We start from the raw sequence: 26,076 nt of genomic DNA on the forward strand, positions 1-26,076 counted from the left end.
AACTTACTTGTCCCCAACCCCAACCCACCCTTTCGCCCAAAACGGCCGTCCCATCATCCTGGGGCATCGCGGCGCGGCCGGGCACTGCCCGGAAAACACCATGCGCTCCTTTCAACTGGCGGCCAGTTGGGGCGTGGATGGGCTGGAATTAGACGTTCACCAGACGGCCGATGGCGTGTTGGTGGTCTGCCACGATGAATTTGTCGAGCGTACCACCAACGGCCGTGGCCTGATCAAAGAAAAGACCCTGGTCGAACTGCAAATGTTGGACGCCGGCTACCATTGGAGCCAGGATGGCGGCCACACCTTCCCGTTTCGCGGCCAGGGGCTGACCATTCCCACGCTGGAGGAGGTGTTTATCGCCTTCCCCCACCTGTGGATTAACATTGACATGAAGCAGAAAGAGCCATCGCTGGTACAGCCGTTTGCCGACCTCATCCGCCAACACCACATGCAGCGCCAGATCATGGTTGGCTCTTTCCATACCCAGACCGTGCATGAATTTCGCCGCGCCCTGCCTGAAGCGGCCAGCGTGGCGACCTTGGGCGAGACGCGCACTCTTTTGATGTTAAGCAGTCTGGGTTTGGGGCGATTGTTCCGCAGCCCGGCCAAAGCGGTGCAGCCATCAGAGTATTACGGCCGTTGGCCGATCATCACGCCCCGGTTTGTTAAGGCGGCGCACCAGAACGACACGGCCGTTCACGTCTGGACCGTCAACGAGGTCAGCGACATGCAGCGGCTTATCGCCTGGGGCGTGGATGGGCTGATCAGCGATTATCCCGACCGCGCTCTGAACCTGTTGTAGCCCAATTTGGAAAAAGATGTGGTTTCAAATGAATTGCAAAAGTGAGGCAGAGAACACGGATTTACAGGATTTGCGGATAAGTATGGTCGAGAAGTAAATCCGTCAATCCTGCCAATCTGCTGTCTCTCTAACTGAAACACACCCTTTGGAAATTGCCTTACACTTTAAGGAGAATCGAACCTCATGACCGAATGGAGTAAACGCCGCCGTTTAGAAGCCGCCATTGGCGGCGAAAAACCAGATCGCCCGCCTGTCGCCCTGTGGCGACACTGGCCCGGCGATGACCAAGACCCGCACGCCCTGGCGGCCGCCCATCTAAAATGGCAGCAAGATTATGATTGGGACCTACTGAAGATCGGCCCGTCCAGCACCTATTCCGTGGAGGATTGGGGCGTGCAAACCCGGTGGGTCGGTCACATCGAAGGGACCCGCGAGTATACGCGCCGGACAATTCACCAGCCGGACGATTGGGCCTCCCTCTCCCCACTGGAGCCGAACGCGCCTAATCTGGCAGCGCAGATCGAGTCGCTGCGGATGGTGGGCGAAGCAGTGGGCGAGACAGTGCCCTTTATTGCCACCATATTCTCGCCGCTGTCGCAGGCCAAACATCTGGCCGGCGACCCGCTGATGCTGAGCCATATGCGCCGCGACCCAGACGCCTTCCACCAGGGTTTGGCGACCATCACCGAAAGCACGCTGCGGTTTATCGAGGCGGCCAAAGGCGCGGGCATTGCCGGCATTTTCCTGGCGGTGCAGCACGCCCGCTATCCGTTGATGAGCCGCGTCGAGTTTATGGAGTTTGGCCGGCCGTATGATTTGCAGGTGTTAACGGCCGTCAGCGACCTCTGGTGCAATATGGTTCACCTGCATGGCGCCGAGGTGATGTTTGATCTGGTGGCCGATTACCCGGCGCAGTTCCTCAACTGGCACGACCGCGAGACGGGCATCACGTTGGGGCAAGGGCTGGCGCAAATTCAGGGCGCGGCCAGCGGCGGCGTGGACCAGTGGTCGCTACATCAGGACGCGCCTTCCAGCGCGTTGGCCGAAGCTGAAGACGCACTGAACCAGACAGACGGCCGTCGCCTGTTGTTGGGGACCGGCTGTGTTATCATGGTGACAACGCCTACGCAAAATATCCGCGCCCTCCGTGAATTGGCGTCGTCGTACAAGCCTTGATAGCATCGTAGTGGAAGCACGGGGAGAAGTATGTATGAGTTCAACGATTTTGGTTGTAGATGATGAGCAAGCCACCCGCGAAATTTTGCAGATTATTCTGGAAATGGAAGGGTTTACGGTTTTCACCGCCGAAGATGGGTTGGACGCGCTGGCTAAAATCGCCGCGCAGCCGCCGGATTTGATTATTTTGGATGTGATGATGCCCAATATGGATGGCCTGACATTGTGCCAACGGCTGCGGGTGCAGCCGGAGACGGCCGGTATTCCTATTGTTATGTTGAGTGGAAATTCCCAGGACAAGGCCATTGCCGCCGGGTTAAACGCCGGCGCCAACGCCTTTTTGAGCAAGCCGGTGGAGATGCAAACACTGCTGGCGCAGATGCGCCATTTTTTGGTTGGGTAGTATCCATCACCCAACCAGCAGCATTTCTTGCCGGACCTCTTCATCGGGTTCTAGGGTCAGGGCGTGGGCAACGGCCGTTATCCCCCGTTCATCCCCTATCTGGCCCAGGGCCCAGGCGGCGTGGCCGCGAATGAGGGGTTCCGGGTCGGCCAGCAGGGGGATGAGAGCGGGGAGGGCCGCTGTGCTGCCCCAATTGCCCGCCGCCACGCACGCATTGCGTAACAGTCGCCGCCGCTTAATCCGCCGGATGGGGCTGTGGGCAAATCGCGCGGCAAACGCCGCCTCGTCCAGCGCCAACATCGCCAGCAGGGGCGGCGCGGCCGAATCCCACCACCCAGGCTCCACCCCCCAAGCCGCAGGCGGGCGGGCAAAACGGTTAAATGGGCACACATCCTGGCAAATGTCGCAACCATAAAGCCAATTGCCCAGCAACGGCCGTAACTCACGCGGAATCCACCCCTTCAATTCAATAGTCAGGTAAGAGATGCAGAGCCGCGCATCCAGCACATAAGGCTCTGGGAAGGCATTGGTCGGGCAGGCATCCAGGCAGCGGTGGCACTTGCCACAGGAAGGCATATCGGATGTCGGATTATGGATTTCGGATAGGGGTGGCGCAGCGGCCAGGGGAAAGGTGGTGAGCAGTTCGCCCAGGAAAAACCAGGAGCCGCGTCGGGGCTGGATGAGCATGGTATTTTTGCCGGTAAAGCCCAAACCGGCCGTTTCGCCATGATCGCGCTCCAGGATGGCCCCGGTATCCACATACACCCGGTTTACCACATCACCGCCGCCCGCCAGGCGCAGCCAGTCAGCCAGGGCTTCGAGGCGGGGTGTCATCACATCGTGGTAATCTACACCCCAGGCGTAGTTGGCGATGCGACCGCGGCTGGGGTCTTGGGCAACGAATGCTGGCAGCCGCTGCGTAAAATAGCCCAGGCTCACACACACAATGGCCTGCACTCCTGGCAAAATCACCTGCAAATCTTGCCGCCGGGCCACCCGGTCCGGCCGCGCCATATAGCCCATTTCTCCCTGGAATCCTCGCTCCAACCAGTGCAAATAAGCTGCCAACCGCCGACCCGGCGCAGCCGGGATCACCCCCACGCTGTCAAACCCCAGCTCCCTGGCCTTCGCCTTCAATCCATCCACCAAGCCAATCATTCCCCCATTGTAACAATGAACTCCCAACTACCAACCATCAACTCCCAACTACCAACTACCAACTATTTTTCTTATGGTATAATCCCCTCATAATACCCGTTCCCTGCACATAAGGAGGAAGGCATTGTGAGCGAATCTGATATCAATATCTCTGTGGAAACGCATAAGCGCGTAGCTGTGTTAACGGTAGGCGGCCGTATAGACAGCAGCAACGCCGCCCAACTAGACAACACCCTGAAACAACTCCTCGAAGAAAACAACAATATCGTCGTGGAACTATCAGGCGTTGAATACATGAGCAGCGCCGGGTTACGCGCCATCGTCGCTGCCTTGCGCGAAGCCAAGAAAAAGCGCGGCGATGTGCGGCTGGCAGCCCCTTCACAGCGCGTGAACGAGGTTTTTTCTCTGGCCGGTTTAACCGTTCTATTCCAAACCTACGACGACCTGACGGCCGCCGTGGGCAGCTTCTAACCTATTGAGACCCTGGTGGTAGTCGGAAGTCACTGAACACTGAACAAGGTCTCACCCCAACGTTTATGGGCCAACAACACGTCCTCAAGGTTCGTGGTCTTTACAACAACGTCCGGCAAATTTGCGACTTCATTCTGCAGGGCGCAAAACTGTCTGGCCTGGCTGACGGGGCCACGTTTCACATAGAGTTAGCCTGCGACGAAGCCTGCACCAATATCATCGAACACGCCTATGAAGGCGAAGATAGAGGGGACATCGAAGTGAGTTGGCGGGTAAATGGCAATGATTTTGTGATCACCTTTCATGATCACGGCCGTTCCTTCGACCCCGCCAACGTCCCCACACCAGCCATCTCCGAACTCTCTGAAATCCCCGAACCAGAAAACCTGAAAGTGGGCGGTCTGGGCATCCATTTTATGCGCACGTTGATGGACGACATACAGTACATGTTTGATCAGCAAAAAGGCAACACCCTCATCATGATCAAACAGATCAATCACGAGTAAGCGGATGAACATCAGTCAACAACAGTTAGCCAACAGCATCTGGCAAGTTGAAGTTCGTGGCCGGCTGGATCAAAGCCAGACGCCCCACCTGAATGATACACTCATCAAACTACTCAATGAAGAGCAGTACCACCTCATCGTCAACCTGAGTGACGTAAGCTACATCAACAGCGGCGGTTTGCGCTGCCTGGTCAGCGCCTGGCGCAAAGCGCGCGCCCAAAACGGCAACCTCATCTTGTTTGGCCTGAATGATCGCATCTGTGAAATCTTCACTATGATTGGTTTCGACAAAGTATTCCAGATTTACCCAACCCAGGAAGAAGCACTGTCGGCCATGTTGATTTAGGCGGGAATAGTTGGTTGGTTGGTTTGTTATCCTACCAACTAACCAATTAACCAACCTTTGACCCTCGCACATCTGGCTCTAATGGACATGTCATCCTACGTTTTACAGGCAATGGGCGGTCTATCCGGGCCATCGCTGACTTTATTTGTTGTCATCGTCGCCATGACGCTGCTGGGACTCATTGGCGTGCGCCGTTATCGCTCGCGCCAGGCGCTGATGCAGCGTGTGGCCGAATTGGAGGCGCTAAGCGCCGCCGGCCGTTCCATCGTCGCTGCCGAACTGGACCTGATGAGCCTGTGCGTGTTGATCGCCCAGGAATGCGGCCAGGTCATTGACAACAGCAACTTCCAGATTGGCCTGTTCGACGACCATTTTTACGAGATATTATTTTGGATGGTTGACGGCCGTCCTCAAGACACCCCCCGCATCTTCGATCTCAGCGACGAAGGTGGCATCGTCGGTTGGGTGCGGCAGTCTGCCCTCCCTTTGCTGGTGCGCGACTTTCAAAAAGAAATGCCGCGCCTGCCGGCCAGGCCCCGCTACATCACCGATACGCCGCCTCGCTCGGCCATCTTCCTGCCCCTCATCAGCGGTGAAGAAGTGATCGGCGTGATCACTGCGCAAAGTTTACGGCCGTCCCACTTCAGCGAAGAGGATTTGCGCCGCCTGATGATCCTCACCAACCAGGCTGCCGCGGCCATCGCCCATGCCCGCCTGTTCGACCAACAGCGGCAGCGCGCCGCCCAACTAGAGCTGGTAGGCAAGATCGCCCGTGATGTAACCGGCGCCTATGAACTACGCGAAATGTTCGAGAAAATTGTTCAGGCCACCCAAAAAACCTTCAACTTTCATCTGGTCAACATTTTCAGCGTAGACCCGCAAACCGGCGAGGCGGTTATTGAGGCCAGCAGCAACCCCCAGATCGCCAATCTGGACGCTCGCTTGCAACCGGGGCAGGGCATCATCGGCACGGCCGTTGCCCAGCGCCAGACCATCGTCGCCAACAACACCGACGAAGACCCCCGCTACCTGCCAGAAATCAACCAGACAACGGCCGTTCCCCCCACCAAAGCGGAAATCGCCATCCCCTTGCTCGCCGAAGAGCAGGTGATTGGCGTGTTGGATGTGCAAAGTCCGTCGGTCAACGCCTTCACCCACAACGAACAGGTGGTGCTGGCCGCCCTGGCCGCCGAAATCGCCATCGCCATTGAAAAAACGCGCCAGTTAAGCTGGCAGCGCGAACAGGCGTGGCTGACGGCCGCCCAATTGCAAGTGGCCGAAACTGTCGGGCGCAGCGGCGAGCTGGCGGAAATTGTGACGGCCGTTACCCGCATCACCCCCATGCTGCTCGGCCTCTCCTTTTGCGCGGTCCTGTTGTGGGACAAAGAGCAGCAGGCTTATCACGGCGGCGACGTGTTTGGCGCGTCGCGCCAGTTTGGCAGTTGGTTTGCCCAACTCTGGCTGCAAGTTGGCGATTGGGGGGCGTTGGATGCTGTCCACATCGGCCGCGAACCGCTGACGACCACCTCGCCGCCGCCCTGGCCGCGTAAGCTGTTGGGCAAAAAAGAGCAGAACGGCCCCCTGACGCTGACGCTGCTGCCGCTGCATACCGCCAGCGACATATTGGGCATCATGATCATCAGCGATCTGCAAGCGTCCAGCCCGGCAAACGCCTTTTCCCGCCGCTCTGAGCTGCTGCAAATCATCCTCGACACGTCGGCGCGGGCCATCGAAAGCGCCTGCCTGCGCATTGCCCAACAGGAAGAGGCATGGGTCAACGCCGCCCTGCTGCAAACGGCCGAAGCCGTCAACAGCCTGTTCGACCTGAACGAAATCCTGGATACCATCGTGCGCCTGGTTCCCATGTTGGTGGGCGTGGAATCGGCCGTCGTCCTGATCTGGGACCCGGATCGCGAAGCGTTCCGCCCTGGCCCCAGCTATGGCATCTCAGAGATGAGCCTGGGGCTGCTGTCTACGCTGGAATTGGAGCAGAACGAATTTCTGACCACCCATACGCAGGCCGGTACCCTGACACCCCACGCTCCTTATTACACCTTTCCCCTGGCTCCCTGGCTGGCGAAGGTGTTGGGTTCGTCCCACGCCCACGCCTTTCCGTTGAACGCGCGCGGCCAACTGGTCGGCGCGCTGGTGGTGGGCGTGACACAGGCCAGGGAACGGAACCTTTCGCTGCGGCGTATCAGCATTTTGAGCGGAATTGCCCATCAGGCGGCAACGGCCGTTGTCAACAACCAGCTTTACGAACTGGCAGCCGAACGCACTCGGCTGGAGCAGGAACTCAACGTTGCCCGCGAAATCCAGGCCAGTTTGCTGCCCTATGGCAGCCCCAACATCCCCGGCTGCCAGGTCGCCAGCTTTGGTTGGCCGCCCGCCAGGTCAGCGGCGATTTCTACGATTTTATCCGTCTGGAGAACGACCAGTGGGGGATTATCGTCGCCGATGTGGCCGATAAAGGTGTACCGGCAGCGTTGTTCATGGCTCTCAGCCGCACCATTTTACGCACGGTGGCCCTAAACCGGCAGCAAAACCCGGCGCAGGTGCTGATGCGCGCCAACGAAATTTTGGACAACGAGGCGCAGTCGGACTTGTTTGTGACAGTGTTTTATGGCGTCTGGGATGCCAAAACACGGACCCTGACGTATGCCAATGGCGGCCATAACCCACCTTTGTTGTTGAATCGGAACGGCCGTTTTCAACTTCTTAACGGCGTTGGGATGGCCCTGGGTGTTTTGCCCCAAATAACCATCCAACAGCAGTGCATCCATGTGCAGGGCGGCGACACGCTCATCTTCTATACCGATGGCGTCACCGAAGCCATGAACGAAGATTATGATGAATTCGGTTTGGAGCGGCTGCGCATAGCAGCGGCGAACCATCGGAAAAAATCGGCCGCCGACACCGTGCAGGCCATCACCCAGGCCATTCGCCACCATGCTGGCGACACGCCCCAATCCGACGACATTACTCTGGTGGTGATGAAAACCATCTAACATAACTACTAACCGCGGAGGCGCGGAGAACGCAGAGATTTCTCTGGATACACCTCCGCGCTCTCCGCGGTTTAATCCAGACAGGTTTAGTAGTTGCCACCTAACAATAAAAAGCTGACGAGCATTTATACACCCCTTTGGGATTGCACCACGGAGAACACAGAGGATTTACAGGTTTAATCTCCGTGCCTCCGTGGTGGATAGTTACCCTGACGACTCATCAACCTGTCAGGGTTCCGATGGATGATACATGAAAAAAGTGACCCAAGATAAACAACTGCTAACCGCGCCAGCGGCCGACCCCACCCAATTTACCCGCAGCGACACCTGGCGGGTGATGCGCATCATGGGCGAATTTGTCGCCGGGTTCGATGCCCTGGCCGGTTTAGGCCCGGCCATCACCTTGTTTGGCTCGGCGCGTATCGCGCCCGGCCATCCGCTGTATCAGGCGGCCGTAGCCACGGCTCGCTGCCTGGGCGAGGCCGGATTTAACATTATCACCGGCGGCGGACCGGGTATTATGGCCGCCGGGAATGAGGGCGCGCAAGCGGCCGGCGTTACGTCTGTTGGCCTGAACATCGAACTGCCTTTCGAGCAGCAGCTCAACCCGCACGTGGATGTGGCCGTTGATTTCCATTACTTTTTTGTGCGCAAAACGATGCTGGTAAAGTACGCGCAGGGTTTTGTGATTTTCCCCGGCGGTTTTGGTACGCTGGACGAATTGTTTGAATCGCTGACCCTTATCCAGACTGGTAAGGTGGAAAACTTCCCGGTGATTTTGTATGACAGCGCTTACTGGCGCGGCTTGTTGGATTGGCTGAAAGAGATGGTGCTGGGCAACGGCCGTATCTCCCCACCAGACCTCAGCCTGCTCATCCTGGCCGATTCGCCCGCGGAAGTGTGCGCCCATATTCTACGCTGCACCCAGGAGGGACAAGAGCGGCAGCGCCAGGAGCAGGCGGCCCGCGAAGTAACCCGCCAGGTGTATGAGCTTGACGATGGGTCCTGAGCTTGCCGAAGGATTGACGATTGGGGCACTATGAAACCAGAAAAAATCGGCCGTTACGACATTCAAGAAGAAATCGGGCGCGGGGGCATGGCGACCGTCTACCGTGCCTATGATCCGCGCTTTGAACGTCACGTCGCCGTGAAGCTGCTGCCGCGCCAATTTATGCATGACCCCGAATTTCGGGCGCGCTTTAATCGGGAGGCCAAAACCATCGCCGCATTGGAACACCCAGCCATCGTGCCGGTGTATGACTATGGCGAAGATGATGGCGTGTTGTATCTGGTGATGCGCTATATGCCCGGCGGATCGCTGGCCGACCGGTTGGAAGATGGGCCGCTGTCCATCGAAGAATCGGCTGAAATTTTGCAGCGTCTCGGCTCCGCTCTGGACCGCGCCCACAGCGAGGGCATTATCCACCGCGACCTGAAACCCAGCAATATATTGTTTGACCAGTACGGCGATGCTTTTCTGGCCGATTTTGGCATTGTGCGCGTCACCACGTCCGATTCTAACCTGACGGCCAGCGGCAGCCTGGTGGGCACACCCACCTATATGAGTCCAGAGCAGGTGTATGGCGACAAGGAGTTAGACGGCCGTTCCGACATCTATGCGCTCGGCGTTATCCTCTTCCAAATGCTCACCGGCCAGCTTCCCTACGAGGCCGATACCCCGGCCAAAATGATGATGAAACACGTCCTGGAGCCGGTCCCGCAAATCCTCAAAAACCGGCCGGATCTGCCGCCGGAAGCGGAACTGGTTGTCAGCCGGGCGTTGGCCAAAGAGCGCGACGACCGCTTTGCCAATGCCGCTGACCTGAACGCCGCCCTGAGTACGCTGACGCAAAAAAACAAAACGGCCGTTGAAGTTCAGGCACAGTTGGCAACCATGCAAGCGGCCATCGCCCCAGAGTTGGCGGAAAAAAGCGCGCCGGCCAGCGGCACGGCCGTAGATGAACCACCGCCAGAACTGGCCGACGCTGTGGCCGCCGAGGTTTTACGCCAGTCGGCTGACCTGCTGCCGCCCAAAAGCGCCGCCGTTCCTCCCATCACCCCGCCCTACAACCCGGAGCGCACCTTTCCCGTGTGGGCGGCAGTGATGAGCGGCGCGCTGTTTTTGTTGTGTCTTTGCCTGGCTGGGGTGGTGGGACTGCTTGTGAGCAACCGGGACGAGATTCTGGCGGACCTGAACCCCACGCTGGCGGCCGTTTTTGAGGGCACGGCGACGGCCGTTGGTTTCCCCTTGTTGGACCCCGCCGAAGCCGCCGCCGCAACCACCAGGGCCGAATTGGCCGCCACCCGTGAGCAAATTGCCGCAGCAGCGACGGTGACGGCCGCTGCCAATACGCCCACCACCGCACCGGCCAACAGCAGCAGCGCCAATGGGCTGGCGGCCACCCGCGATACTTTGGCGGCCACCCGCGACAGTCTGGCAGCTACCCGCGCCGCCGCGGCTACCCGCGCCGCCGTGGGCACACCCACTGGCAACGACCCCCAGGCTACGCGCGCCAGCCTGGAAGCGACGCGCCTGGCCCTCACCGGAACCAACAGCCTGCCGGCCGTCTATGGTCCACGCTCCGGCGCCCTGGCCCACGAATTGGACAACACCATTGAATCGGTTTATGCCAGCGTGAATCTGCGCAATTTTGTCGCCCAGGCCAGCGTGATCAATCCCTACGACGCGGCCGATAATGGCTGGGATTTTGGCCTGATTTTCCGGCAAACGGCCGTAGACGAAGAACTCCGCCTGGTGGTAGGCTCCGATGGCAAATGGAGCCTGAACAATCGCGCTGGCGACACAGACGACTTCATCCAGGAAGGCAACGTCAGTCAATATCTGGAATTAGCGGCAAACGGCCGTAACCACATCCGCCTCATCGCCACCGAAGACATCGGTTACTTCTTCCTCAACGACCAGTTCATAGACACTCTCGACCTCTCTACCCGTACCGATTTGGGCAACCTGGCCCTGGGAACCGGCTTCTACAGCAGCAATGAACAAGCCGGGGCCACCACACGCTATGAATCCTTTGGCGTGTGGGGCTACGTGCCTACCTATGGCCCCACCAGCGGCGAATTGACCCACGTGCTGGACAACTACATCAAAATGCAGGCTGCCAACGTCGAACTGCGTAACTTTGTGGCTGAGGTGGAATTTAGCAATCCCTACGACGCGGCGACCGGCGGTTGGGATTGGGGCTTTGCTTTCCGCGAAGTGGAGCAAGAATACTGGCTTATTATCTCTTCCGATGGCGAGTGGAACCTGGTGGATCGGCGTCCTGACGATGATTATTTTTTAGAGGATGGGGTTGTGAAAAACCTGGCAGTAGACGAAGAGGCAAGCAACACCCTGACCTTAATTGCCTATGACCAGACCGGCGTATTCTTTCTCAACGGCCAATACATCACCGCCCTTTACCTGGGCGACCGCCTGGATGCGGGTGACGTGGCCGTTGTCGCCGCCTTTTTCGAGGGCAACGAAATCGCCGATACTACCACCGGCTACGAGAACTTCACCATCTGGCCGCTCCCCTGAAATGGGAGCGCGGACGTCCCGTCCGCCCCGGCAGGCGAGACGCCTGCGCTCCCAGAGTTTTCATTCGTAGTGGTGGTGCAGCCCACTCATGAAGTCTCCCCTGAAAATACAGGCCTTGCCGCCAGTTGACTGACAAAATTTACATTCAGCTCAATTGACAACAGATTGGCAGGATTGACGGATTGTTTTCTCGCCCCCCTATCCGCAAATCCTGGGAATCCCTGTCCTGCATACGTCAGGCGATGGTCAAATCAATGCCGCGATCCGGATCGGCCTGGGCCAGCTTAAGGCGCACAAACACCAGCGGCGCGTAATAGGTGATCCAGATGCCGATGACAAAATAGCGGAAAACGCGCAGGGGAAGGGCCAGCCACAAGGGGTCGCTGGGGAAGATGAGGTCTAAACCAACGCGGATGCCCATAGCAACGGCCATGCCAAACAGGTAACGGCCGATACGCAAATACCAACGGCCGTCGCTGCGAAAGCGAATCCGGCTGCCTTCCAACAAAAGACCGACGCCAGCGCCCAACAGCACACCAACGGCCGTTGCCATGCCCTCCATACCGGCCAATTCGGCCACAGGGATATAAGCCGCCCAGGGCACACTCAGGTCTGGCGCGCCAATGAGCAGCCGGATGATGATGTAAACGGCCGTGAATGCCACCGGAACCATCAGCGCCACCATCAGCTTAAAACCTAAAATGCGCCGGCTAAATGCTCTGGCCGCATACTGCTGCCAAAACACAAAGCCCAACAGCACCAGCCCACTCACCAAAAAGCCAACCACCGTGTCATGAATAAAATGCGAACCCAGGTAAATGCGGCTCAAGGCCATCAGAATAATCATCACCACCGCCACCACCCAGGCCCACCAGCGCCGAATCCACCCGGCGATGAACAAATAGGTCAGCGTCGCCAACTGCACATGGCCGCTGGGCACGCCATAGCTGGACTCTTCCCACAACATCAAGTCAGGGTCAAACCAGAACGGCCGTGGGCCTCTTAAGCCATGCTTTAACACTGGATTAAAAGCATTTGTTAATAAAAATAAATAGGCAAATAACGCGCCCACTGGTTTGTTAATAGACCAGTAAATCAATGGAAACAAAGCCAGATAAAATTCTTCCAATCCCAGGGTGCTAATGAACGTAAAAAAGCCGGCAAGCTGCGGATAATTTTCTTGCAGCCAACGGGTTACATTTAGCCCCATCTCTAAAAGTGGGTCCATGTGCGTCCTCCTGCCACGATATAGTTTTATTGTCGCCAAATAGTCAGGACTTTACATAAGCGCCACACCACAAAACGATGATTGGATGTGTGTACGTCCTACTCTTCCCATGTAGATTGTAGCCGCGCATGTTCCATCACGTCAACCAGCGTCAGCAATTGGATTTATTACCGCCCAACGCGCGATAACCAGAGGCGACATTTGTTTTCGCTGAGAGTTTGGCCCGTAATGCCGTCTAGTTGGTTCCCGGCGGTTGCGCCCTGAGCGGGGCGGTTTATAATCTATTGATGAACCTGACTGGAGGGTGTTTATGTCTGCAAGAATTTTAGTCGTTGAAGATGAAGATCGTATTCGCCAATTTTTACAACGTGGCCTGACATTTGAAGGCTACCGCGTAGATGCTGCCGCCGATGGGCAAACTGGCCTGGAACTGGCGCGGGAAAATCCGCCCGACCTGGTGCTGCTAGACCTGATGTTGCCCGGCATGAATGGGCTGGAAGTTTGCCGCCGTATCCGCGCTGCCAGCGAAGTCCCCATTCTGATGCTCACCGCCAAAGAGACCATCGAAGACCGCGTCGTTGGCCTGGATGCCGGCGCCGACGATTACCTGGTAAAACCATTTGCTTTTGACGAATTGGTAGCCCGCGTGCGCGCCCTGCTGCGCCGGGCGCAGCCCACCAAGCCCCAGGTCTACCGCTTTGCCGACCTGGAGTTAGACACCGGCACGCGCCAGGGCAAACGGGGCGAGCGCAACTTTGACCTGACGGCCAAAGAGTATGAACTGCTGGAGTTGTTCATGCGCCACCCGCGCCAGGTCCTCACCCGTGAAGTCATTTTCGACCGCGTTTGGAACTATGACTTTGGCGGCGAAAGCAACATCATCGAAGTTTACGTGCGTTATTTGCGCCAAAAAACCGAGACCGACGGCCAGACCCGTCTCATTCATACGGTGCGTGGCATCGGTTACGTTTTGCGCGAAGAAGCCTGATACAGATACACCCTTGTCCATCCAAAACCGCCTTCTCCTGATCTATACGATCATCTTTTCTGGCGCCTTTGTCCTGTTTGCGATGATCGTTTATTTTCTGCCCAGCAACCGGATTCTGGCGGAAGTGGATTCGGGCCTGCAAGCCCTGAGCGCGGAGATCGTAAGCGCCAGCCTGATAACCGATAGGCTGGGAAACCTCCTGGTGGCTATCCCCAATGACCTGGCAACCTTTGAGACTGCTTCTACCTTTTTGCTTATTACTGATAAGCAGGGAACCGTTGTGGCGCAGTCCAATAATCTAGCGGGATTTGATGACTTGCTGGACCCGGACACGCTGGGCGATGAGCCGATCTTCAGCCTGAGCCAACGGGACAACACGTCGCTGCGCGTTTTTACGAGACCGTTATATCTGAATAACAACCCTGATCTGGGCATTGTTGGCTATTTGCAGGTAGCGCGCCTGTTAAATACCTACACCAGTTTTAACCGGCTGTTGGCTGTGGCGCTGCTGGTTGGGTTTGCGGCGGCCACCGGCTCGTTGTTCCTGGCGGTTTGGCTGACGCCAGGCTTGTTCCGGCCGTTGGACGATATTGCCACCGTCGCCAACCAGATTTCCCGCGCCGATGACCTGAGCCTGCGCGTGCCTCATTCTGACCGCATTGACGAGATTGGGGTATTGGCCCGCGCCCTGAACGAGACGTTGGAGCGCCTGGAACGGCTTTTCCAGACGCAGCAGCGGCTCATGGCCGACGTGTCGCATGAACTGCGAACTCCGTTGACGGCTATTCGCGGCAACGTGGATTTGATGCGGCGCATGGGGGATGGCGATCCGGAATCGTTAGAGATTATCCAGGAAGAAGTGGACCGCCTGACCCGGCTGGTGGGCGACCTGACATTGCTGGCGCGCGCCGATGCCGGCGGTCTGCCGCTAACCCTGAAACCGGTTGAATTGGATAATTTGCTGTTTGAGGTGTACCGACAGGTCAGTCTGCTGGGTAAGCCGGTGGATGTGGTTGTTACTGAGGTGGATCAGGTCTGCGTGAATGGCGACCCGGACAGATTGAAGCAGCTGCTGCTGAATCTGGTAGAGAACGGCATGAAATACACACCCAAAGGTGGCCGGGTGACGGTAAACCTGTCGCAAGCCGACGGTTGGGCGCAAATGACGGTTAGCGATAATGGCGTGGGCATTCCGCCCGAAGATTTACCGTTTATTTTTGATCGTTTTTACCGGGTGGATAAGGCGCGTAACCGGTCGCAGGGTGGCTCTGGATTGGGTCTGGCGATTGCCAAATGGGTGGCGCAGGCGCATGGTGGGGACATCTACGTGGACAGTGAAGTGAATATGGGCACGACGTTTACGGTGGCGCTGCCTGTGTTGGAAAAAGTTAACAAAGTGGAGGAAGTGCGGGCGGAAAACGGCCGTACCCTTTCCAGTTTACGTCTGCTTGGCTCCTCCCGTCGCAAAGAAAAATAGGGCGAATGAAAGGAACTTCCCCTCCCATTCGCCCTGCCGGCCCCGTGAGCTTATCCACGACGGCGAATTAACAAGAGGACGCCCAGGCCGATAAGGAACAGCGGCCAAAACGCTCCGGCCAGCCAACCCGTCCAACCCAACTGCTGCAACAAAAAGAACGCCCCCAGCATGATAAAAACCATGCCAACGGTAGCCGGACGGCCGTACCGGTTGGCCCCCTCGCTGACTGTTTGTTTCAGCTCTTTGATGTTATCTTGCAGCACCTCGGCGTCAGACGCATCGGCCGTTGCTTCACGCGGCATCACCACCCATAAGATGAGGTATAAGGGGAAGCCAATGCCGCTGGCGACGAACAACGCGACAAAAGCCAGACGCACCAGCACCGGATCTATGTCCAGGTAAGCAGCCAGACCGCCGCAGATACCGGCGACCATCTTATCGCTTTCACTGCGCGTTAATTTGTTTTGAGACATGATAAACCTCCAATACATCTTGTAACTTAAACGCCATTTCTGGCGCTGTTGTGGCACTATACGGGAGTAAAATTTGAAAGTTGCGCCGCCTATGTTCCGCTGACAGTTTGCCGCCAACTACATGAGAGTCCCCTGAACCACGCCCGGCATGGCTGACGACCCGACCTATTTTTGCTATACTGGCTTGTTGAGGTTTAGAGTTTGTATGTCATTTTCTTTTTTGTGGAAACAACGCGCTGCGCGCCTGATGGCCTGGCCGGCGCTGCAATGGTTGATGCGCCGAGGCATGGCTATTGTGGGCCACTTTGTGGCCCACAAACGTCCGGTTGGCGTTGGTATGGTGGCGCTGGATGAAGACGGCCGTATTCTGCTGCTGCACCCTGTAGTCCACCCATGCTTCCCCTGGGGGCTGCCCGGCGGTTGGCTCAACCGCCGCGAATCTCCCCAGGCAAACACACCCCTATGAACAAGAACTCATCACCCGGACTAGGGCAATGGATCACCGTCTCACTGCTGCTGGCGGTGACCCTTTTCCTCCTGGTTAAACTATACCAATACGCCGGCGCGCGCGGCTATTACCCCACCGGCCTCACCGTCGCCGGCATCAATGTGGGCGGTATGACCCGCGACGAGGCCGGCGACATTTTGAACAACCGGTATCTGGACGCTCCCGTTCTCATCTACCACAATGCCGATTCTTTTGAAATAAGCCCCACCCGCACCGAATTTACGCTGGACCTGGAAGCGATGCTCAGTCAGGCTGATTATCAGCGCTTCCAGCAAGATTTTTGGGCCGGATTTTGGGGCTTTTTGTGGGGACGGCCGGTGGAAGTGGAACCCGTGCCCCTCTATGCGACCCATAACCGGGAAGCCCTGCGCGAGCTGCTTAAGGACATTGCCGGCCTTACAGACAAACCGGCGCAGCCGCCGCAGCCCGTGCCCACCAGCCTCAGCTTTCAGTATGGCGAATCTGGCACCAGTACCAACATCGAAGCCAGCTTCGACGATGTGGAAGCGGCGCTTTACCGGCCATCCAGCCGCGAAGCCCATCTGGTTGTTGAACCGTTGCAGCCCAAACGGCCGGAAATCAACCTGCTCACCCGCCTGCTCGTCAATTACATGCAAGAGTATGAACAAACCACCGGTGGGGCGGCGGCCATTTTCATTTACGACCTTAAAACAGGCGAGGAAGTGTCCATCAACGCCGACATGCCCTTGTCTGGCCTGGACATCTTGCGCATACCGATTGTTCTGGAACTGTATCGTCAATTGGACAACGTGCCCACGCTGGCCCAGCGCCAGCTTATCTCCGATACATTAATTGTTCAGCCAGACCCCGCCAGCGCCAATCAGTTACTCGCCATTATCGCCGGAACCGACGACCCTTACCTGGGAGCCAGCAAGGTGACGGAATTGATGCAGCGCCTGGGTTTGGTAAACACATATCTGCTCACCCCCTTTGCGGCGGATCCGCGGGCGGGGCAACGGCCGTTATCCACCCCCGCCAACTCCACCGAAATCCTACGCGCCAATCCTGATCTTTACCGCCAGTTCACCGCCGAAGACATCGGCATGTTATTGGCCCACCTCTATTACTGCGCCCAGGGGCAGGGCGGCGCATTTTCCGCCCTGTTCCAAGACGAAATCAGCCAGGACGAATGCCAGCAAATGCTCGATTACATGGCGCAAAATCGCATTGAAAGCCTGCTGGAGAGCGGCGTTCCGCCCACCGTGCCCGTCGCCCACCGTCATGGCTGGATTAGCGATACTCACGGCGACGCCGGCATCGTCTTTTCGCCCGGCGGCGATTATGTTATCGTCGAACTGCTGTATAAACCCAACTGGTTGGAATGGGAGGTCAGTTCGCCACTGCTGGCGAATATCTCCCGCGCCGCCTACAATTTCTTTAACTTCGATAATCCTTATCTGACAGATGCGCGAGCCAACTAGTACCAGTAATCGGTGTTCCGTAATCGGTATTCCGTAGGGCGCTGCCTCTGGCAAATGCCAACGGAAAACGGACTTCGGTTTACGGCTACCAGGCGCGCCCCAAACCACCATGTTAAAAAAGCTGCAACGATTTTTATTTCTGCTGCTCCTCTTGGTAAGTGGGCTGTACCTGCTTTATCAGGCATTCTTGTATATGCAGGGCCGCGAAAACATGCCTCCCGGCATGGTAATGGCTGGCGTAAACGTGGGCAAACTGACGGCCGAGGAAACGGCCGTTGCCCTACAAGACCACTACTACACCCCCATCCGCCTCAGCTATCGCCAGGAAATTGTGGAGTTGGAACCGCAGATGGCTGGTTTTACCCTGGACATGGACGCGATGATGGCCGAAGCCGAGGCTTATGTCAGCCAGCAAGATATGTGGCAGGGGTATTTGCGCTTCCTGGTGGGGCGCACCATGGAACCCATCACCATTGAGCTGCAAGCCACCCACGACCGGGCGGCCCTGCAGGAACGCCTGCAAACCGTAGCCGCTTTCCTGGACAAACCGGCCCAACCACCCCAACTCAATACAACCACCGGGACCTACGAGATGGGCAAGCCGGGCTACGCCACCAATGTGGCCGCCAGTTTGCCGGCCATCGAACAAGCTCTCTACGAGCCACAAAACCGCCAGGTGGAACTGGTCGTCGAAGACCAGGAAGCGCCAGGATTCGACATCTCGTTTCTGCAAAACAACATCCAAAAGCAAGTAGATGCCTTCAGCGGCGTTAGCAGTGTGTTTATCATGGATTTACAGACAGGCGAGGAAATCTCGATCAATGGCGACATCGCCATTTCCGGCCTGAGCATCCTGAAAATCGCCATTTTTTTGGAAGCGTATCGCGCGTTGGATGGCCCACCCAACGACTATGTGCAGGGGCTTTTTTACGATACGGCCGTGCAGTCCAGCAACTTTGGCGCCAACCTGCTGCTCCATGAAATCGCCGGAGAATACAACACCTACAAAGGGGCAGACATCCTCACCGCCTCCATGAAACGCCTCGGTCTGGTCAATACCTTCATGGCCGTGCCCTACGACGCCGCAGCTCCCACTACTCGTCCGACCACTTACGTCACCCCGGCCAACTCCCGCACGGATTTACTCATGATCCCCGACACAGCCATGCAGACCACCGCCGAAGAAATCGGCTCGCTGCTTTCGATGCTCTACTACTGCGCCAAAGGCGGCGGCGCGTTGATGGCTGTGTACCCCGGCGAGGTGACAGCCCAGGAATGCCAGGCCATTCTAGACCTGATGGTCCTCAACGAAGAAGGCAACCTGATCCGCTTCGGCGTGCCCGAAAACGTGCCCGTCTCCCACAAGCATGGTTGGGACCTGGTGACGCACGGCGACGCCGGCATTGTTTTCTCCCCTGGCGGCGATTATGTGATTGTGGAATACCTTTCGCTGGGAGCTGGTAACACCGGCAACTGGTTGGACCACGAAATCAGCTTCCCGATTTTGCGCGAGATTTCGCGGGCGGTTTACAATTACTTTAACTACGAAAACCCTAACCTGGAAGACCCGATTGACCGTTCACTGCGTGAAGCGGCCGTCCGTGAAGCCGCCGAAGCCGCCGCTGCCCAGGCCGCCGAAGAACAACCCGACGCCGAAGCAACGGCCGTGCCCGATCCCAACGCCGCTATAGACCCACCGGCGGCGCAAACCAACAATTAACCCCATCACAAAGAGGTGACTTCATGGAATATCGTCGTTTGGGCCGCACCGGCCTCAAAGTATCCACTATCTGCCTGGGAACCATGCAATTTGGCTGGTCCACCGACGCATCCGGCGCTTTTGCCATATTGGACGAGGCCATTACTCAGGGCATCAACTTCATAGACACGGCCGACGTTTATTCCCGTTGGGTAGATGGCAACGACGGCGGCGTCAGCGAGCAGATTATTGGCGATTGGCTGCGCCAGAGCAGCGTCCGCCGCCAGGATGTGATTCTGGCGACCAAAGTGCGCGGCCGCATGGGCGATGGCCCTAACGACGAAGGCTTGTCGCGCCAACACATCCTCAACGCCGCCGCCGACAGCCTGCGACGGCTGCAAACCGACTACATAGACCTGTACCAGGTCCATTGGCCCGACGAGGAAACGCCGCTGGACGAAACCCTCCAGGCGCTTACCGACCTGGTGCGTGATGGCAAGGTCCGTTACATTGGCTGCTCCAACTACCCCGCCTGGCTGCTGACCAAATCTTTGTGGATCAGCGACGTGAAGAACCTGGCCCGTTTCGACAGTTTGCAGCCCCATTACAGCCTGGTCCACCGCGCCGAATTTGAACGGGAATTGCAGCCGTTATGCCTGGATCAGGGCATTGGCGTCATCCCCTACAGCCCGCTGGCCGGCGGCTTCCTCACCGGCAAATATCGCCGGGACACGCCGCTGCCGCAGTCGGTGCGCGCCGGTGGGGTGCAGTCGCGGTACATGAATGAACAGGGATTTACGGCCGTAGACAAACTGGCTGAATCAGGCGCCGCCCACAATGCCACGGTGGCCCAAATGGCGATTGCCTGGGTGTTGGCCAACCCGGCCGTCACCTCGGCGATTATCGGAGCCAATTCCATTGCCCAACTGGTAGATACGCTGGGGGGCACGGTCGTTGCCCTTCACCCGGACGAAAAAGCGGCTTTAGACGCCACTACCGCCTGGAAATAGATCACCTGATAAGTGTGTCCAGAGAAATCTTCGCCCAATTTGTAGAATGATTTTCCGGATTACGGCGTAAATTTGTAAAAAAGGGCATGGTTCATCAAGCGAAACATCTTCTTTACAAATTTACGCTGAATTGTCATGCTGAGCGGAGTCTTCGGAGCGAAGCATCCCGCTCCCAGCAGAGGAGGGGGATGCTTCGGGGGACCTCAGCATGACGCGCTTTCTTGCCAAATTTGTAAAGCACATATCGCCTGGAATAAATCATGCCTAAAAAAGATGTTCTGCTCAATGAACCAAGCCCCGATGGCTAATCGGCGGGATACATGCTTTCGATGTGCGCCGCGTATTTTTGGGCGACGACCTTGCGTTTGATTTTCTGCGTAGGCGTCAGTTCGCCGGTTTCCTGGGAGAAGGAGGCGGGCAGCAGCGTGAAGGCTTTGACCCGCTCATAATTCGCCAGCTCTTGTGACGCGGCCTCGATACGCTGGCGGTAAAAGGCGATAACGTCTGGATGCTGCACCAGATCAGACACGGCCGTAAAGGCGATGCCTTGCGCCTGGGCGTACTGCTCCAAAGCGACAAAGTTGGGCACAACCAGGGCGCTGATGAATTTGCGCCGGTCGCCAATGGCGATGAACTGCTCGATGTAATGGTCTTTGGCAAGGGCCGTTTCAATCCGCTGCGGCGCAATGTTCTTCCCCCCCGACGTAATAATTAAATCCTTGATGCGGTCGGTGATGCGCAAAAAGCCGTCAGCGTCAAATTCACCCACGTCGCCGGTGCGGAACCAGCCATCCACAAACGCTTCGGCCGTGGCTTCTGGTTTGTTGTAATAGCCCTGCGTCACGCTGGGGCTTTTGACCAAAATCTCGCCATCCACGCCAAATTTCACCTGGCAGTCGGGAATGGGCCGGCCGCCTGTGCCAAATTTGAACGCTTTGGGCGTGTTAAATGTCACCATCGGCGACGTTTCCGTCAGCCCATACCCCTCACAGACCAACAGCCCGGCGGCAAAGAAAAATTCCTCAATCTCCCGCGCCAGCGGCGCGCCGCCGGCCGAAAAGAAATTCTTGGAGCCTCCCACCACGTCCCGAACCTTACTCAGGACCAGGCGGTCGGCCAGACGATGCTGCGCCGCCAGCCAGACGCCCACCGGCCGGTTATCCTTCAGCCGGTACTGATAGTCGCTGCCTACGCGGATGGCCCAATGAAACAATCTCTTCTTGACGGCCGAGCCTCGTTCCAAACCGGCGTAAGCGGCGGCATAGATTTTCTCGTAGAGGCGCGGCACGCTGACCATGACGGTGGGGCGCACCTCTTGCATTGTCTCAATCACCGCTTTGGGATTCGCCAGATAGTAGTTGACGGCGCCGGTTTTGAAGATGAAATAGGACCAGGTTCGCTCGTAGACGTGCGTCAGCGGCAGGAAGCACAGCGAGCGGTCGCCGGGACCAACAGTAAACTGCCCATCCATGGCCTTAAATTGATGGTAGATATTGGCGTGGGTGAGCATCACGCCCTTTGGTTCGCCGGTAGTGCCGGAGGTGTAGATGATGGTCGCCAGATCGTCGGCGGAGGCGGCGGACAATCGGGCTTCAATCTCCGGGCTGCTGGCTGGATCGGCGCCAAGCTGCAAAAATTGGCTGAAATGCAAGGAACGTTCACCTTGCAGTTTGGTGGTTTCGTCAAAGGAGATGATGGTTTGCAGGCTGGGTGAACGCTCGATGATGGCTTGAACTTTGTCGTAATGTTCCTGCCCACCGGTGAAGAGAATGGTGATGGCCGCTTCGTCTATGATGTAGGCGGCCTGGTGTTTGGTGTTGGTGGCGTAAATCGGCACACAAACGCCGCCCACGCTGAGAATGCCAAAATCGGCCAAGGCCCATTCTGGCCGGTTTTCGGCGAAAATACCGATGCGTGCGCCGGGCTGCACGCCCAGAGCCAGCAAGGCGCGGGCGATGGTATTTGTGGTTTCGCCCATCGTCTGATAGCTGATGGTTTGCCATTGCCCCCCTTGTTGGTAACGCATGGCGGGTTCGGCGGCGTAGGTTTGCGCACTTTGGCGTATGACAACAGCCAGGTGTTGGTTGTCCATATTTTCTCCTTTGGCGAAGGACCAAGTCTTATGCGGGAGTATGGCAGAAATGGCGAGATTGCATAGTGACAAACGTCATATCATGGGGGAAGAAAAACGGCCGTCTCCTGTCCGGGAACGGCCGTTAAGCGTCGTCGTCCACCACATCAGGCAGCGAAAACCGCAGCGGCCATCACTCTGGGGCTTTGGGAACCACAAATGCCGCCTGCTTGTCGGCGTCTTTTTCGTATTCCTTCTTTTGATTGCCCGTCCAGCTTTCAAAGCCGATGGCCCCGGATTCTTTCTCATTTTTGTCTTCTTCGGCGTTGTAAAAGACGAGGTAGGTCAACTGCTTCAAGGCGATAAAATCGGCCGACCGGTCCAGGGAGATGGTGCGATAAAAACGGCCGCGCCAGGTTCCGCTGTTCAGGTAAAGGACATCACGGCCCTCTACCACATCCAGCGGGCGCATCACTGGCATATGGGTGTGCCCGTACACCACAAAGCGGGTGGCGCTGTCCGGCCGTTTCCATTCTTCTTCATAAAAAGCGCCCTTTGTATAGCTGTCTACTGGGTCCTCGCTCATGCGCCGTTCAATGCTGGGCAGCAGCAGGCGCAGCAGCCTGTTGGAATCGGTCACGCGGGTCAACATTTCAATGACTTCGTTGAAGGGCGTGCGGCTAAAGAAGCGCAGCAGTTCGTCTACGCGGGTATTTGGGTTGCGCCAGTTCTTAACAAATTCCAGGTCGAACAGGTTATTGACGACAGTGTCCAGGGTTTTGTCCAGTGCTTCTAACACTGTGGGGTCATCCACCTGCCTCATTTTGGAGTAGAACCATTCCATCATGCGGCCTAACGGCCGTACATTGTCAATATCCTGCATCGCCATTACTAGCTCATCGCTGACAGTCGGGTATTCCGCTTGCAGCAGCCGCAGCGTGTGCGGCAAATTGACGGCAAACTCGGTGGCGATCACATCGCCAATGGGAACCTGCAAATGGTCTTCGCGGCCGTAGTTGGGCGAGCCGTTGTAATTGTAAACGTCATACTGATGGCCGTGCCGGGCAAATACGCCATAGGCGCTGTCCCTAAATTCATAGGGATACCACCATTCCATGCCATCCAAAATTTGCACCGTGTTGCCGTTCACCGTCAGGCCCAACATCTTGCGCAGTTCGTCACGCAGAGAGGGGTAGAGGTTGATCAGGCGGTCGTGGTTGCCCACCACAAAAATAATCTGCACCGGTATCGCGCGCCCCACCTCATCGTGGATGATTTTGTGGAAGTTGCGGAAAATTCAAACGTGGCCCAATTCTGGTAGAGGATGCTGTTTTTCGGCACATCGGCGCGGCGGTCGGAGTCCGGGAAGCGGCCCAAAATGTCCAGGCAGCGCCGCTCTGTGCGGCTGCCCAGGCGCGGGTTGGGAATGTCGCGCAGGGCGTTGGCCCCCCACGGCCGATCTTCAGGCGCTTCCTCGAACCATTGTTCGGAACGGATCAGGTCCGGGATATCGCCCAACAGCAAGAGCTTCATCTCGGTGGCCTTGTTTTTCCGGGCCAGCGAGATGATCTTGGAAATGAACACCTGCTCGAAGGCTTTGGCCGGCAGGTTGTGGTCGCCGGCGGTGGCGTCTACAAAATGTAAATCGCTGATGACGACTAGCATGGGAACCTCGCTTGAAAATAGAGGCGTCAAATCTTAAAGATTTGACACCTCTAAACCAGTTCATTTCAGATATTTCTCAAACCAGCGCAGGATGTGGTTCAGGCGGACGATGCGGCGGTCGGTGCGGCCGACGCGGGAGAGGCCGTGCGGTTCGTCGGGGAACAGCACCAGTTCGGTGTCTACGCCCAGCCGTTTCAGGGCCACAAAAACTTGTTCCCCTTGCTCCTGGGCGACGCGGTAATCGGCCTGACTGTGGATGACGAGGGTAGGCGTCTGGGCATTGCCGATGTATTTCATGGGCGACAGCCGCCAATACTGTTCCAGGTTGTCGAAGGGGGGTTTGTCCTGGCCGATGGTCTGTTGGAAGGCCCAGTTGAAATCGCTGGACCCCCACATGCTGACCAGGTTATTCACGCTGCGTTGGGTAACGGCCGCTTTAAACCGCTGCGTGCGCCCAATGATCATGCTGGTCATGTAGCCGCCGTAGCTGCCACCGGTGACGCCCATGCGGTTGACGTCTATGTAGGACTGCCCGGCCATGTAGTCGGTCCAGGCCATCACGTCGTCATAATCTACCGTGCCCCAATTGTGCCAGATGGCCTTGCTGTGTTCATCGCCATACCCCTGCCCGCCGCGTGGGTTGCTGAAATAAACCACGTAGCCGTGGGCGGCCAGGAAGAAAAATTCGTGCATGAAGGCGTTGCCATACTGCACCTGCGGCCCGCCGTGAATTTGCAGGATGGATGGGTAAGTCTGCGCCGGGTCGAAATCGGGCGGGAACAAAATCCAGCCGTGCAGGTCGTAGCCATCATACGCTTTGAACCACACTTCTTCGATCTGGCCCAGGTGCAGCCGTTTGAGCCAGTTCTCGTTGAAGCGGCTGAGTTGGCGGGAACGGCCGTTTTCCCTATCCCAGACATACAGTTCACCCGGCCGGGTCATGGTGTTAAGTACGTAGGCCATTTTCTGCTGGGCGGCGTCCCAGGTGTAAGGGCCAAGCTGGCCGGGATCGGGCAGCAGCCGTTCGATGGCCGGTTGGCCGTCCAGCGTGGCGCGGTAGAGGGCGGTGTCGCCGTGGCGCGAAGCCTGGAAGAAGATAGATTGGCCGTCGTTGGCCCAGGTGGGTGGCATTTGCACGCCGCCGGCCATGTCGCCGCTGGTCACATCTACGCAGTGCAAGTCGGCGGCGGCGGTGAGGTTGCGCGCCGGTGCGCCGTCCACGTCGGAGCCAACGATCCAAAGGCTTACGTTGCGCCACCATTGGCCTTCGCCGTCCACACCCAGGTAGGCCAGGGCACGGCCGTCTGGCGAATAAGCCAGCGCGCCCAACGGTCCGACCGGGGTGGGGATGAGCCGCATCTCGCCCCCCTCGGCCGGGATGACATACACGTCGTCGCGGTCGGGCGTCTGGTCGGGGTCGGGCTGGCGGTTGGAGGTAAAGGCGATGAAACGGCCGTCTGGCGACCAGACCGGGTTCACTTCGTCATGGTTCTCGCTGTCGGTTAGTTGGGTGGCTTTGCCATTTTGGGCATCAATGGTCCAGATGTGCCAGCGCTCGTCGGGCAGGTAGCCTTCGCCGTCCATCTTAAAAAAGGTGCGGCTGGTCACGTGGCGGGCGACGACGCCTAATTTTTTCTTTTGCTCATCGCTCTCCCGTTCCAGGGCGGCTTTGTCCGGTTTGCGGAAGGTGCACAACAGGCGACGGCCGTCGGGCGACCAATCCAGGCTGCCAAACTGCCCTTTCAGGCTGGTTAACGGCCGGGCCTCGCCGCCGTTCACCGGGATGAGATACACCTGCATCTGCCTTTCATTCTGGCGATTGGAGAGGAAAGCAATGGTACGGCCGTCGGGCGACCAGCGCGGCGATGTATCTACCTGGTCGCCATAGGTGAACTGCTGCGGGCGACCCGGTCCGGTGGGGGCCAACCACAAATTGCTGAATTTCTTTTCGGTTTTGGGGTCAATGCGCTGCACGGCGGTGATGACGGCACGGCCGTCAGGGGCAATGCGCGCATCGGTGATCAGGTTGAAACGGTACAAATCTTCGGCGGTCAAATGACGTTTGGGTTTTGTGGGCATACATTCCTCCAATGGGATTCGA

General features: G+C 57.6%; 23 protein-coding genes. 16 read left to right on the forward strand and 7 right to left on the reverse strand.

The window, feature by feature from the left end:
- The first annotated feature begins 7 nt into the window (after nt 1-7).
- The 3 genes from IPM39_02460 (at nt 8) to IPM39_02470 (ending at nt 2,384) form a co-directional block, all read left to right on the forward strand.
- Nucleotides 8-805, forward strand: a complete 798-nt coding sequence (locus IPM39_02460; protein ID MBK8984935.1) for a glycerophosphodiester phosphodiesterase — start codon at nt 8-10, stop codon at nt 803-805.
- 183 nt (nt 806-988) lie between these two features.
- Nucleotides 989-1,981 carry a uroporphyrinogen decarboxylase gene (locus IPM39_02465; GenBank protein ID MBK8984936.1) on the forward strand — a complete coding sequence of 331 codons (993 nt, stop codon included), beginning with the start codon at nt 989-991 and terminating at the stop codon, nt 1,979-1,981.
- Between the two features lie 34 nt (nt 1,982-2,015).
- The gene (locus IPM39_02470) at nt 2,016-2,384 is read left to right on the forward strand and encodes a response regulator (protein MBK8984937.1); all 369 of its coding nucleotides are present in this window, start codon (nt 2,016-2,018) and stop codon (nt 2,382-2,384) included.
- A 6-nt stretch (nt 2,385-2,390) separates the two neighbouring features.
- Here IPM39_02470 and queG read toward each other — a convergent pair whose 3' ends face one another.
- Nucleotides 2,391-3,542: a tRNA epoxyqueuosine(34) reductase QueG gene (gene queG, locus IPM39_02475; GenBank protein MBK8984938.1), complete on the reverse strand. Its 1,152-nt coding sequence runs from the start codon at nt 3,540-3,542 to the stop codon at nt 2,391-2,393.
- Nucleotides 3,543-3,668: 126 nt separating this feature from the next.
- Between queG and IPM39_02480 the strand changes: the two genes are divergently transcribed.
- The 7 genes from IPM39_02480 to IPM39_02510 all read left to right on the forward strand — a co-directional run bounded on the left by IPM39_02480 (nt 3,669) and on the right by IPM39_02510 (nt 11,414).
- Nucleotides 3,669-4,013, forward strand: coding sequence for an STAS domain-containing protein (locus IPM39_02480; GenBank protein MBK8984939.1), 345 nt, complete (start codon nt 3,669-3,671; stop codon nt 4,011-4,013).
- 65 nt (nt 4,014-4,078) lie between these two features.
- Nucleotides 4,079-4,519 carry an ATP-binding protein gene (locus IPM39_02485; GenBank protein ID MBK8984940.1) on the forward strand — a complete coding sequence of 147 codons (441 nt, stop codon included), beginning with the start codon at nt 4,079-4,081 and terminating at the stop codon, nt 4,517-4,519.
- Nucleotides 4,520-4,523: 4 nt separating this feature from the next.
- Nucleotides 4,524-4,865: an STAS domain-containing protein gene (locus IPM39_02490; protein ID MBK8984941.1), complete on the forward strand. Its 342-nt coding sequence runs from the start codon at nt 4,524-4,526 to the stop codon at nt 4,863-4,865.
- A gap of 87 nt (nt 4,866-4,952) precedes the next feature.
- Nucleotides 4,953-7,397, forward strand: a complete 2,445-nt coding sequence (locus IPM39_02495; GenBank protein MBK8984942.1) for a GAF domain-containing protein — start codon at nt 4,953-4,955, stop codon at nt 7,395-7,397.
- Complete coding sequence (locus tag IPM39_02500) at nt 7,325-7,873, forward strand: serine/threonine-protein phosphatase (protein ID MBK8984943.1); 549 nt, start codon at nt 7,325-7,327, stop codon at nt 7,871-7,873. Before IPM39_02495 ends, IPM39_02500 begins: the two co-directional genes overlap by 73 nt.
- A 250-nt stretch (nt 7,874-8,123) precedes the next feature.
- The gene (locus IPM39_02505; GenBank protein MBK8984944.1) at nt 8,124-8,882 is read left to right on the forward strand and encodes a TIGR00730 family Rossman fold protein; all 759 of its coding nucleotides are present in this window, start codon (nt 8,124-8,126) and stop codon (nt 8,880-8,882) included.
- 30 nt (nt 8,883-8,912) lie between these two features.
- Entirely contained in the window at nt 8,913-11,414 is a 2,502-nt protein-coding gene (locus IPM39_02510) for a serine/threonine protein kinase (protein ID MBK8984945.1), read from the forward strand.
- Nucleotides 11,415-11,649: 235 nt separating this feature from the next.
- Here IPM39_02510 and IPM39_02515 read toward each other — a convergent pair whose 3' ends face one another.
- The gene (locus tag IPM39_02515; GenBank protein ID MBK8984946.1) at nt 11,650-12,642 is read right to left on the reverse strand and encodes a phosphatase PAP2 family protein; all 993 of its coding nucleotides are present in this window, start codon (nt 12,640-12,642) and stop codon (nt 11,650-11,652) included.
- A gap of 310 nt (nt 12,643-12,952) precedes the next feature.
- Between IPM39_02515 and IPM39_02520 the strand changes: the two genes are divergently transcribed.
- Nucleotides 12,953-13,630, forward strand: a complete 678-nt coding sequence (locus IPM39_02520) for a response regulator transcription factor (GenBank protein MBK8984947.1) — start codon at nt 12,953-12,955, stop codon at nt 13,628-13,630.
- Between the two features lie 13 nt (nt 13,631-13,643).
- A complete protein-coding gene (locus IPM39_02525; protein ID MBK8984948.1) occupies nt 13,644-15,107 on the forward strand; it encodes a HAMP domain-containing histidine kinase in 1,464 nt (487 codons plus the stop codon).
- Between the two features lie 50 nt (nt 15,108-15,157).
- Here IPM39_02525 and IPM39_02530 read toward each other — a convergent pair whose 3' ends face one another.
- The gene (locus tag IPM39_02530) at nt 15,158-15,580 is read right to left on the reverse strand and encodes a PspC domain-containing protein (protein MBK8984949.1); all 423 of its coding nucleotides are present in this window, start codon (nt 15,578-15,580) and stop codon (nt 15,158-15,160) included.
- Between the two features lie 205 nt (nt 15,581-15,785).
- On the opposite strand from IPM39_02530, the gene IPM39_02535 reads away from it, so the two are divergent.
- From IPM39_02535 to IPM39_02550, 4 genes are all read left to right on the forward strand, one after another.
- Nucleotides 15,786-16,046 (forward strand): hypothetical protein, encoded by a 261-nt coding sequence (locus IPM39_02535; protein MBK8984950.1) that lies wholly within the window; start codon nt 15,786-15,788, stop codon nt 16,044-16,046.
- Complete coding sequence (locus IPM39_02540; protein MBK8984951.1) at nt 16,043-17,530, forward strand: serine hydrolase; 1,488 nt, start codon at nt 16,043-16,045, stop codon at nt 17,528-17,530. The genes IPM39_02535 and IPM39_02540 overlap by 4 nt, the downstream gene beginning before the upstream one ends.
- A gap of 109 nt (nt 17,531-17,639) precedes the next feature.
- Nucleotides 17,640-19,250: a serine hydrolase gene (locus IPM39_02545; protein MBK8984952.1), complete on the forward strand. Its 1,611-nt coding sequence runs from the start codon at nt 17,640-17,642 to the stop codon at nt 19,248-19,250.
- 23 nt (nt 19,251-19,273) lie between these two features.
- A complete protein-coding gene (locus IPM39_02550) occupies nt 19,274-20,239 on the forward strand; it encodes an aldo/keto reductase (GenBank protein ID MBK8984953.1) in 966 nt (321 codons plus the stop codon).
- Between the two features lie 304 nt (nt 20,240-20,543).
- Here IPM39_02550 and IPM39_02555 read toward each other — a convergent pair whose 3' ends face one another.
- From IPM39_02555 to IPM39_02570, 4 genes are all read right to left on the reverse strand, one after another.
- Entirely contained in the window at nt 20,544-22,331 is a 1,788-nt protein-coding gene (locus IPM39_02555; GenBank protein MBK8984954.1) for a long-chain fatty acid--CoA ligase, read from the reverse strand.
- A 172-nt stretch (nt 22,332-22,503) separates the two neighbouring features.
- Nucleotides 22,504-23,553, reverse strand: coding sequence for a hypothetical protein (locus tag IPM39_02560; protein MBK8984955.1), 1,050 nt, complete (start codon nt 23,551-23,553; stop codon nt 22,504-22,506).
- Nucleotides 23,514-23,975, reverse strand: coding sequence for a hypothetical protein (locus tag IPM39_02565; protein MBK8984956.1), 462 nt, complete (start codon nt 23,973-23,975; stop codon nt 23,514-23,516). Before IPM39_02565 ends, IPM39_02560 begins: the two co-directional genes overlap by 40 nt.
- A 60-nt stretch (nt 23,976-24,035) precedes the next feature.
- Nucleotides 24,036-26,054: a S9 family peptidase gene (locus IPM39_02570; protein MBK8984957.1), complete on the reverse strand. Its 2,019-nt coding sequence runs from the start codon at nt 26,052-26,054 to the stop codon at nt 24,036-24,038.
- Nucleotides 26,055-26,076 lie beyond the last annotated feature (22 nt).

The sequence above is a fragment of the Candidatus Leptovillus gracilis genome, assembly GCA_016716065.1.
Classification (GTDB): domain Bacteria; phylum Chloroflexota; class Anaerolineae; order Promineifilales; family Promineifilaceae; genus Leptovillus; species Leptovillus gracilis.

Bases quoted from the DNA above. Each gene is read 5' to 3' on its own strand.
- IPM39_02465 (MBK8984936.1), top strand. From the start codon at position 989: ATGACCGAATGGAGTAAACGCCGCCGTTTAGAAGCCGCCATTGGCGGC.
- IPM39_02470 (MBK8984937.1), top strand. From the start codon at position 2,016: ATGAGTTCAACGATTTTGGTTGTAGATGATGAGCAAGCCACCCGCGAA.
- queG (MBK8984938.1), bottom strand. From the start codon at position 3,542: ATGATTGGCTTGGTGGATGGATTGAAGGCGAAGGCCAGGGAGCTGGGG.
- IPM39_02485 (MBK8984940.1), top strand. From the start codon at position 4,079: ATGGGCCAACAACACGTCCTCAAGGTTCGTGGTCTTTACAACAACGTC.
- IPM39_02490 (MBK8984941.1), top strand. From the start codon at position 4,524: ATGAACATCAGTCAACAACAGTTAGCCAACAGCATCTGGCAAGTTGAA.
- IPM39_02495 (MBK8984942.1), top strand. From the start codon at position 4,953: ATGTCATCCTACGTTTTACAGGCAATGGGCGGTCTATCCGGGCCATCG.
- IPM39_02505 (MBK8984944.1), top strand. From the start codon at position 8,124: ATGAAAAAAGTGACCCAAGATAAACAACTGCTAACCGCGCCAGCGGCC.
- IPM39_02510 (MBK8984945.1), top strand. From the start codon at position 8,913: ATGAAACCAGAAAAAATCGGCCGTTACGACATTCAAGAAGAAATCGGG.
- IPM39_02515 (MBK8984946.1), bottom strand. From the start codon at position 12,642: ATGGACCCACTTTTAGAGATGGGGCTAAATGTAACCCGTTGGCTGCAA.
- IPM39_02520 (MBK8984947.1), top strand. From the start codon at position 12,953: ATGTCTGCAAGAATTTTAGTCGTTGAAGATGAAGATCGTATTCGCCAA.
- IPM39_02530 (MBK8984949.1), bottom strand. From the start codon at position 15,580: ATGTCTCAAAACAAATTAACGCGCAGTGAAAGCGATAAGATGGTCGCC.
- IPM39_02535 (MBK8984950.1), top strand. From the start codon at position 15,786: ATGTCATTTTCTTTTTTGTGGAAACAACGCGCTGCGCGCCTGATGGCC.
- IPM39_02540 (MBK8984951.1), top strand. From the start codon at position 16,043: ATGAACAAGAACTCATCACCCGGACTAGGGCAATGGATCACCGTCTCA.
- IPM39_02545 (MBK8984952.1), top strand. From the start codon at position 17,640: ATGTTAAAAAAGCTGCAACGATTTTTATTTCTGCTGCTCCTCTTGGTA.
- IPM39_02550 (MBK8984953.1), top strand. From the start codon at position 19,274: ATGGAATATCGTCGTTTGGGCCGCACCGGCCTCAAAGTATCCACTATC.
- IPM39_02555 (MBK8984954.1), bottom strand. From the start codon at position 22,331: ATGGACAACCAACACCTGGCTGTTGTCATACGCCAAAGTGCGCAAACC.
- IPM39_02565 (MBK8984956.1), bottom strand. From the start codon at position 23,975: ATGCTAGTCGTCATCAGCGATTTACATTTTGTAGACGCCACCGCCGGC.
- IPM39_02570 (MBK8984957.1), bottom strand. From the start codon at position 26,054: ATGCCCACAAAACCCAAACGTCATTTGACCGCCGAAGATTTGTACCGT.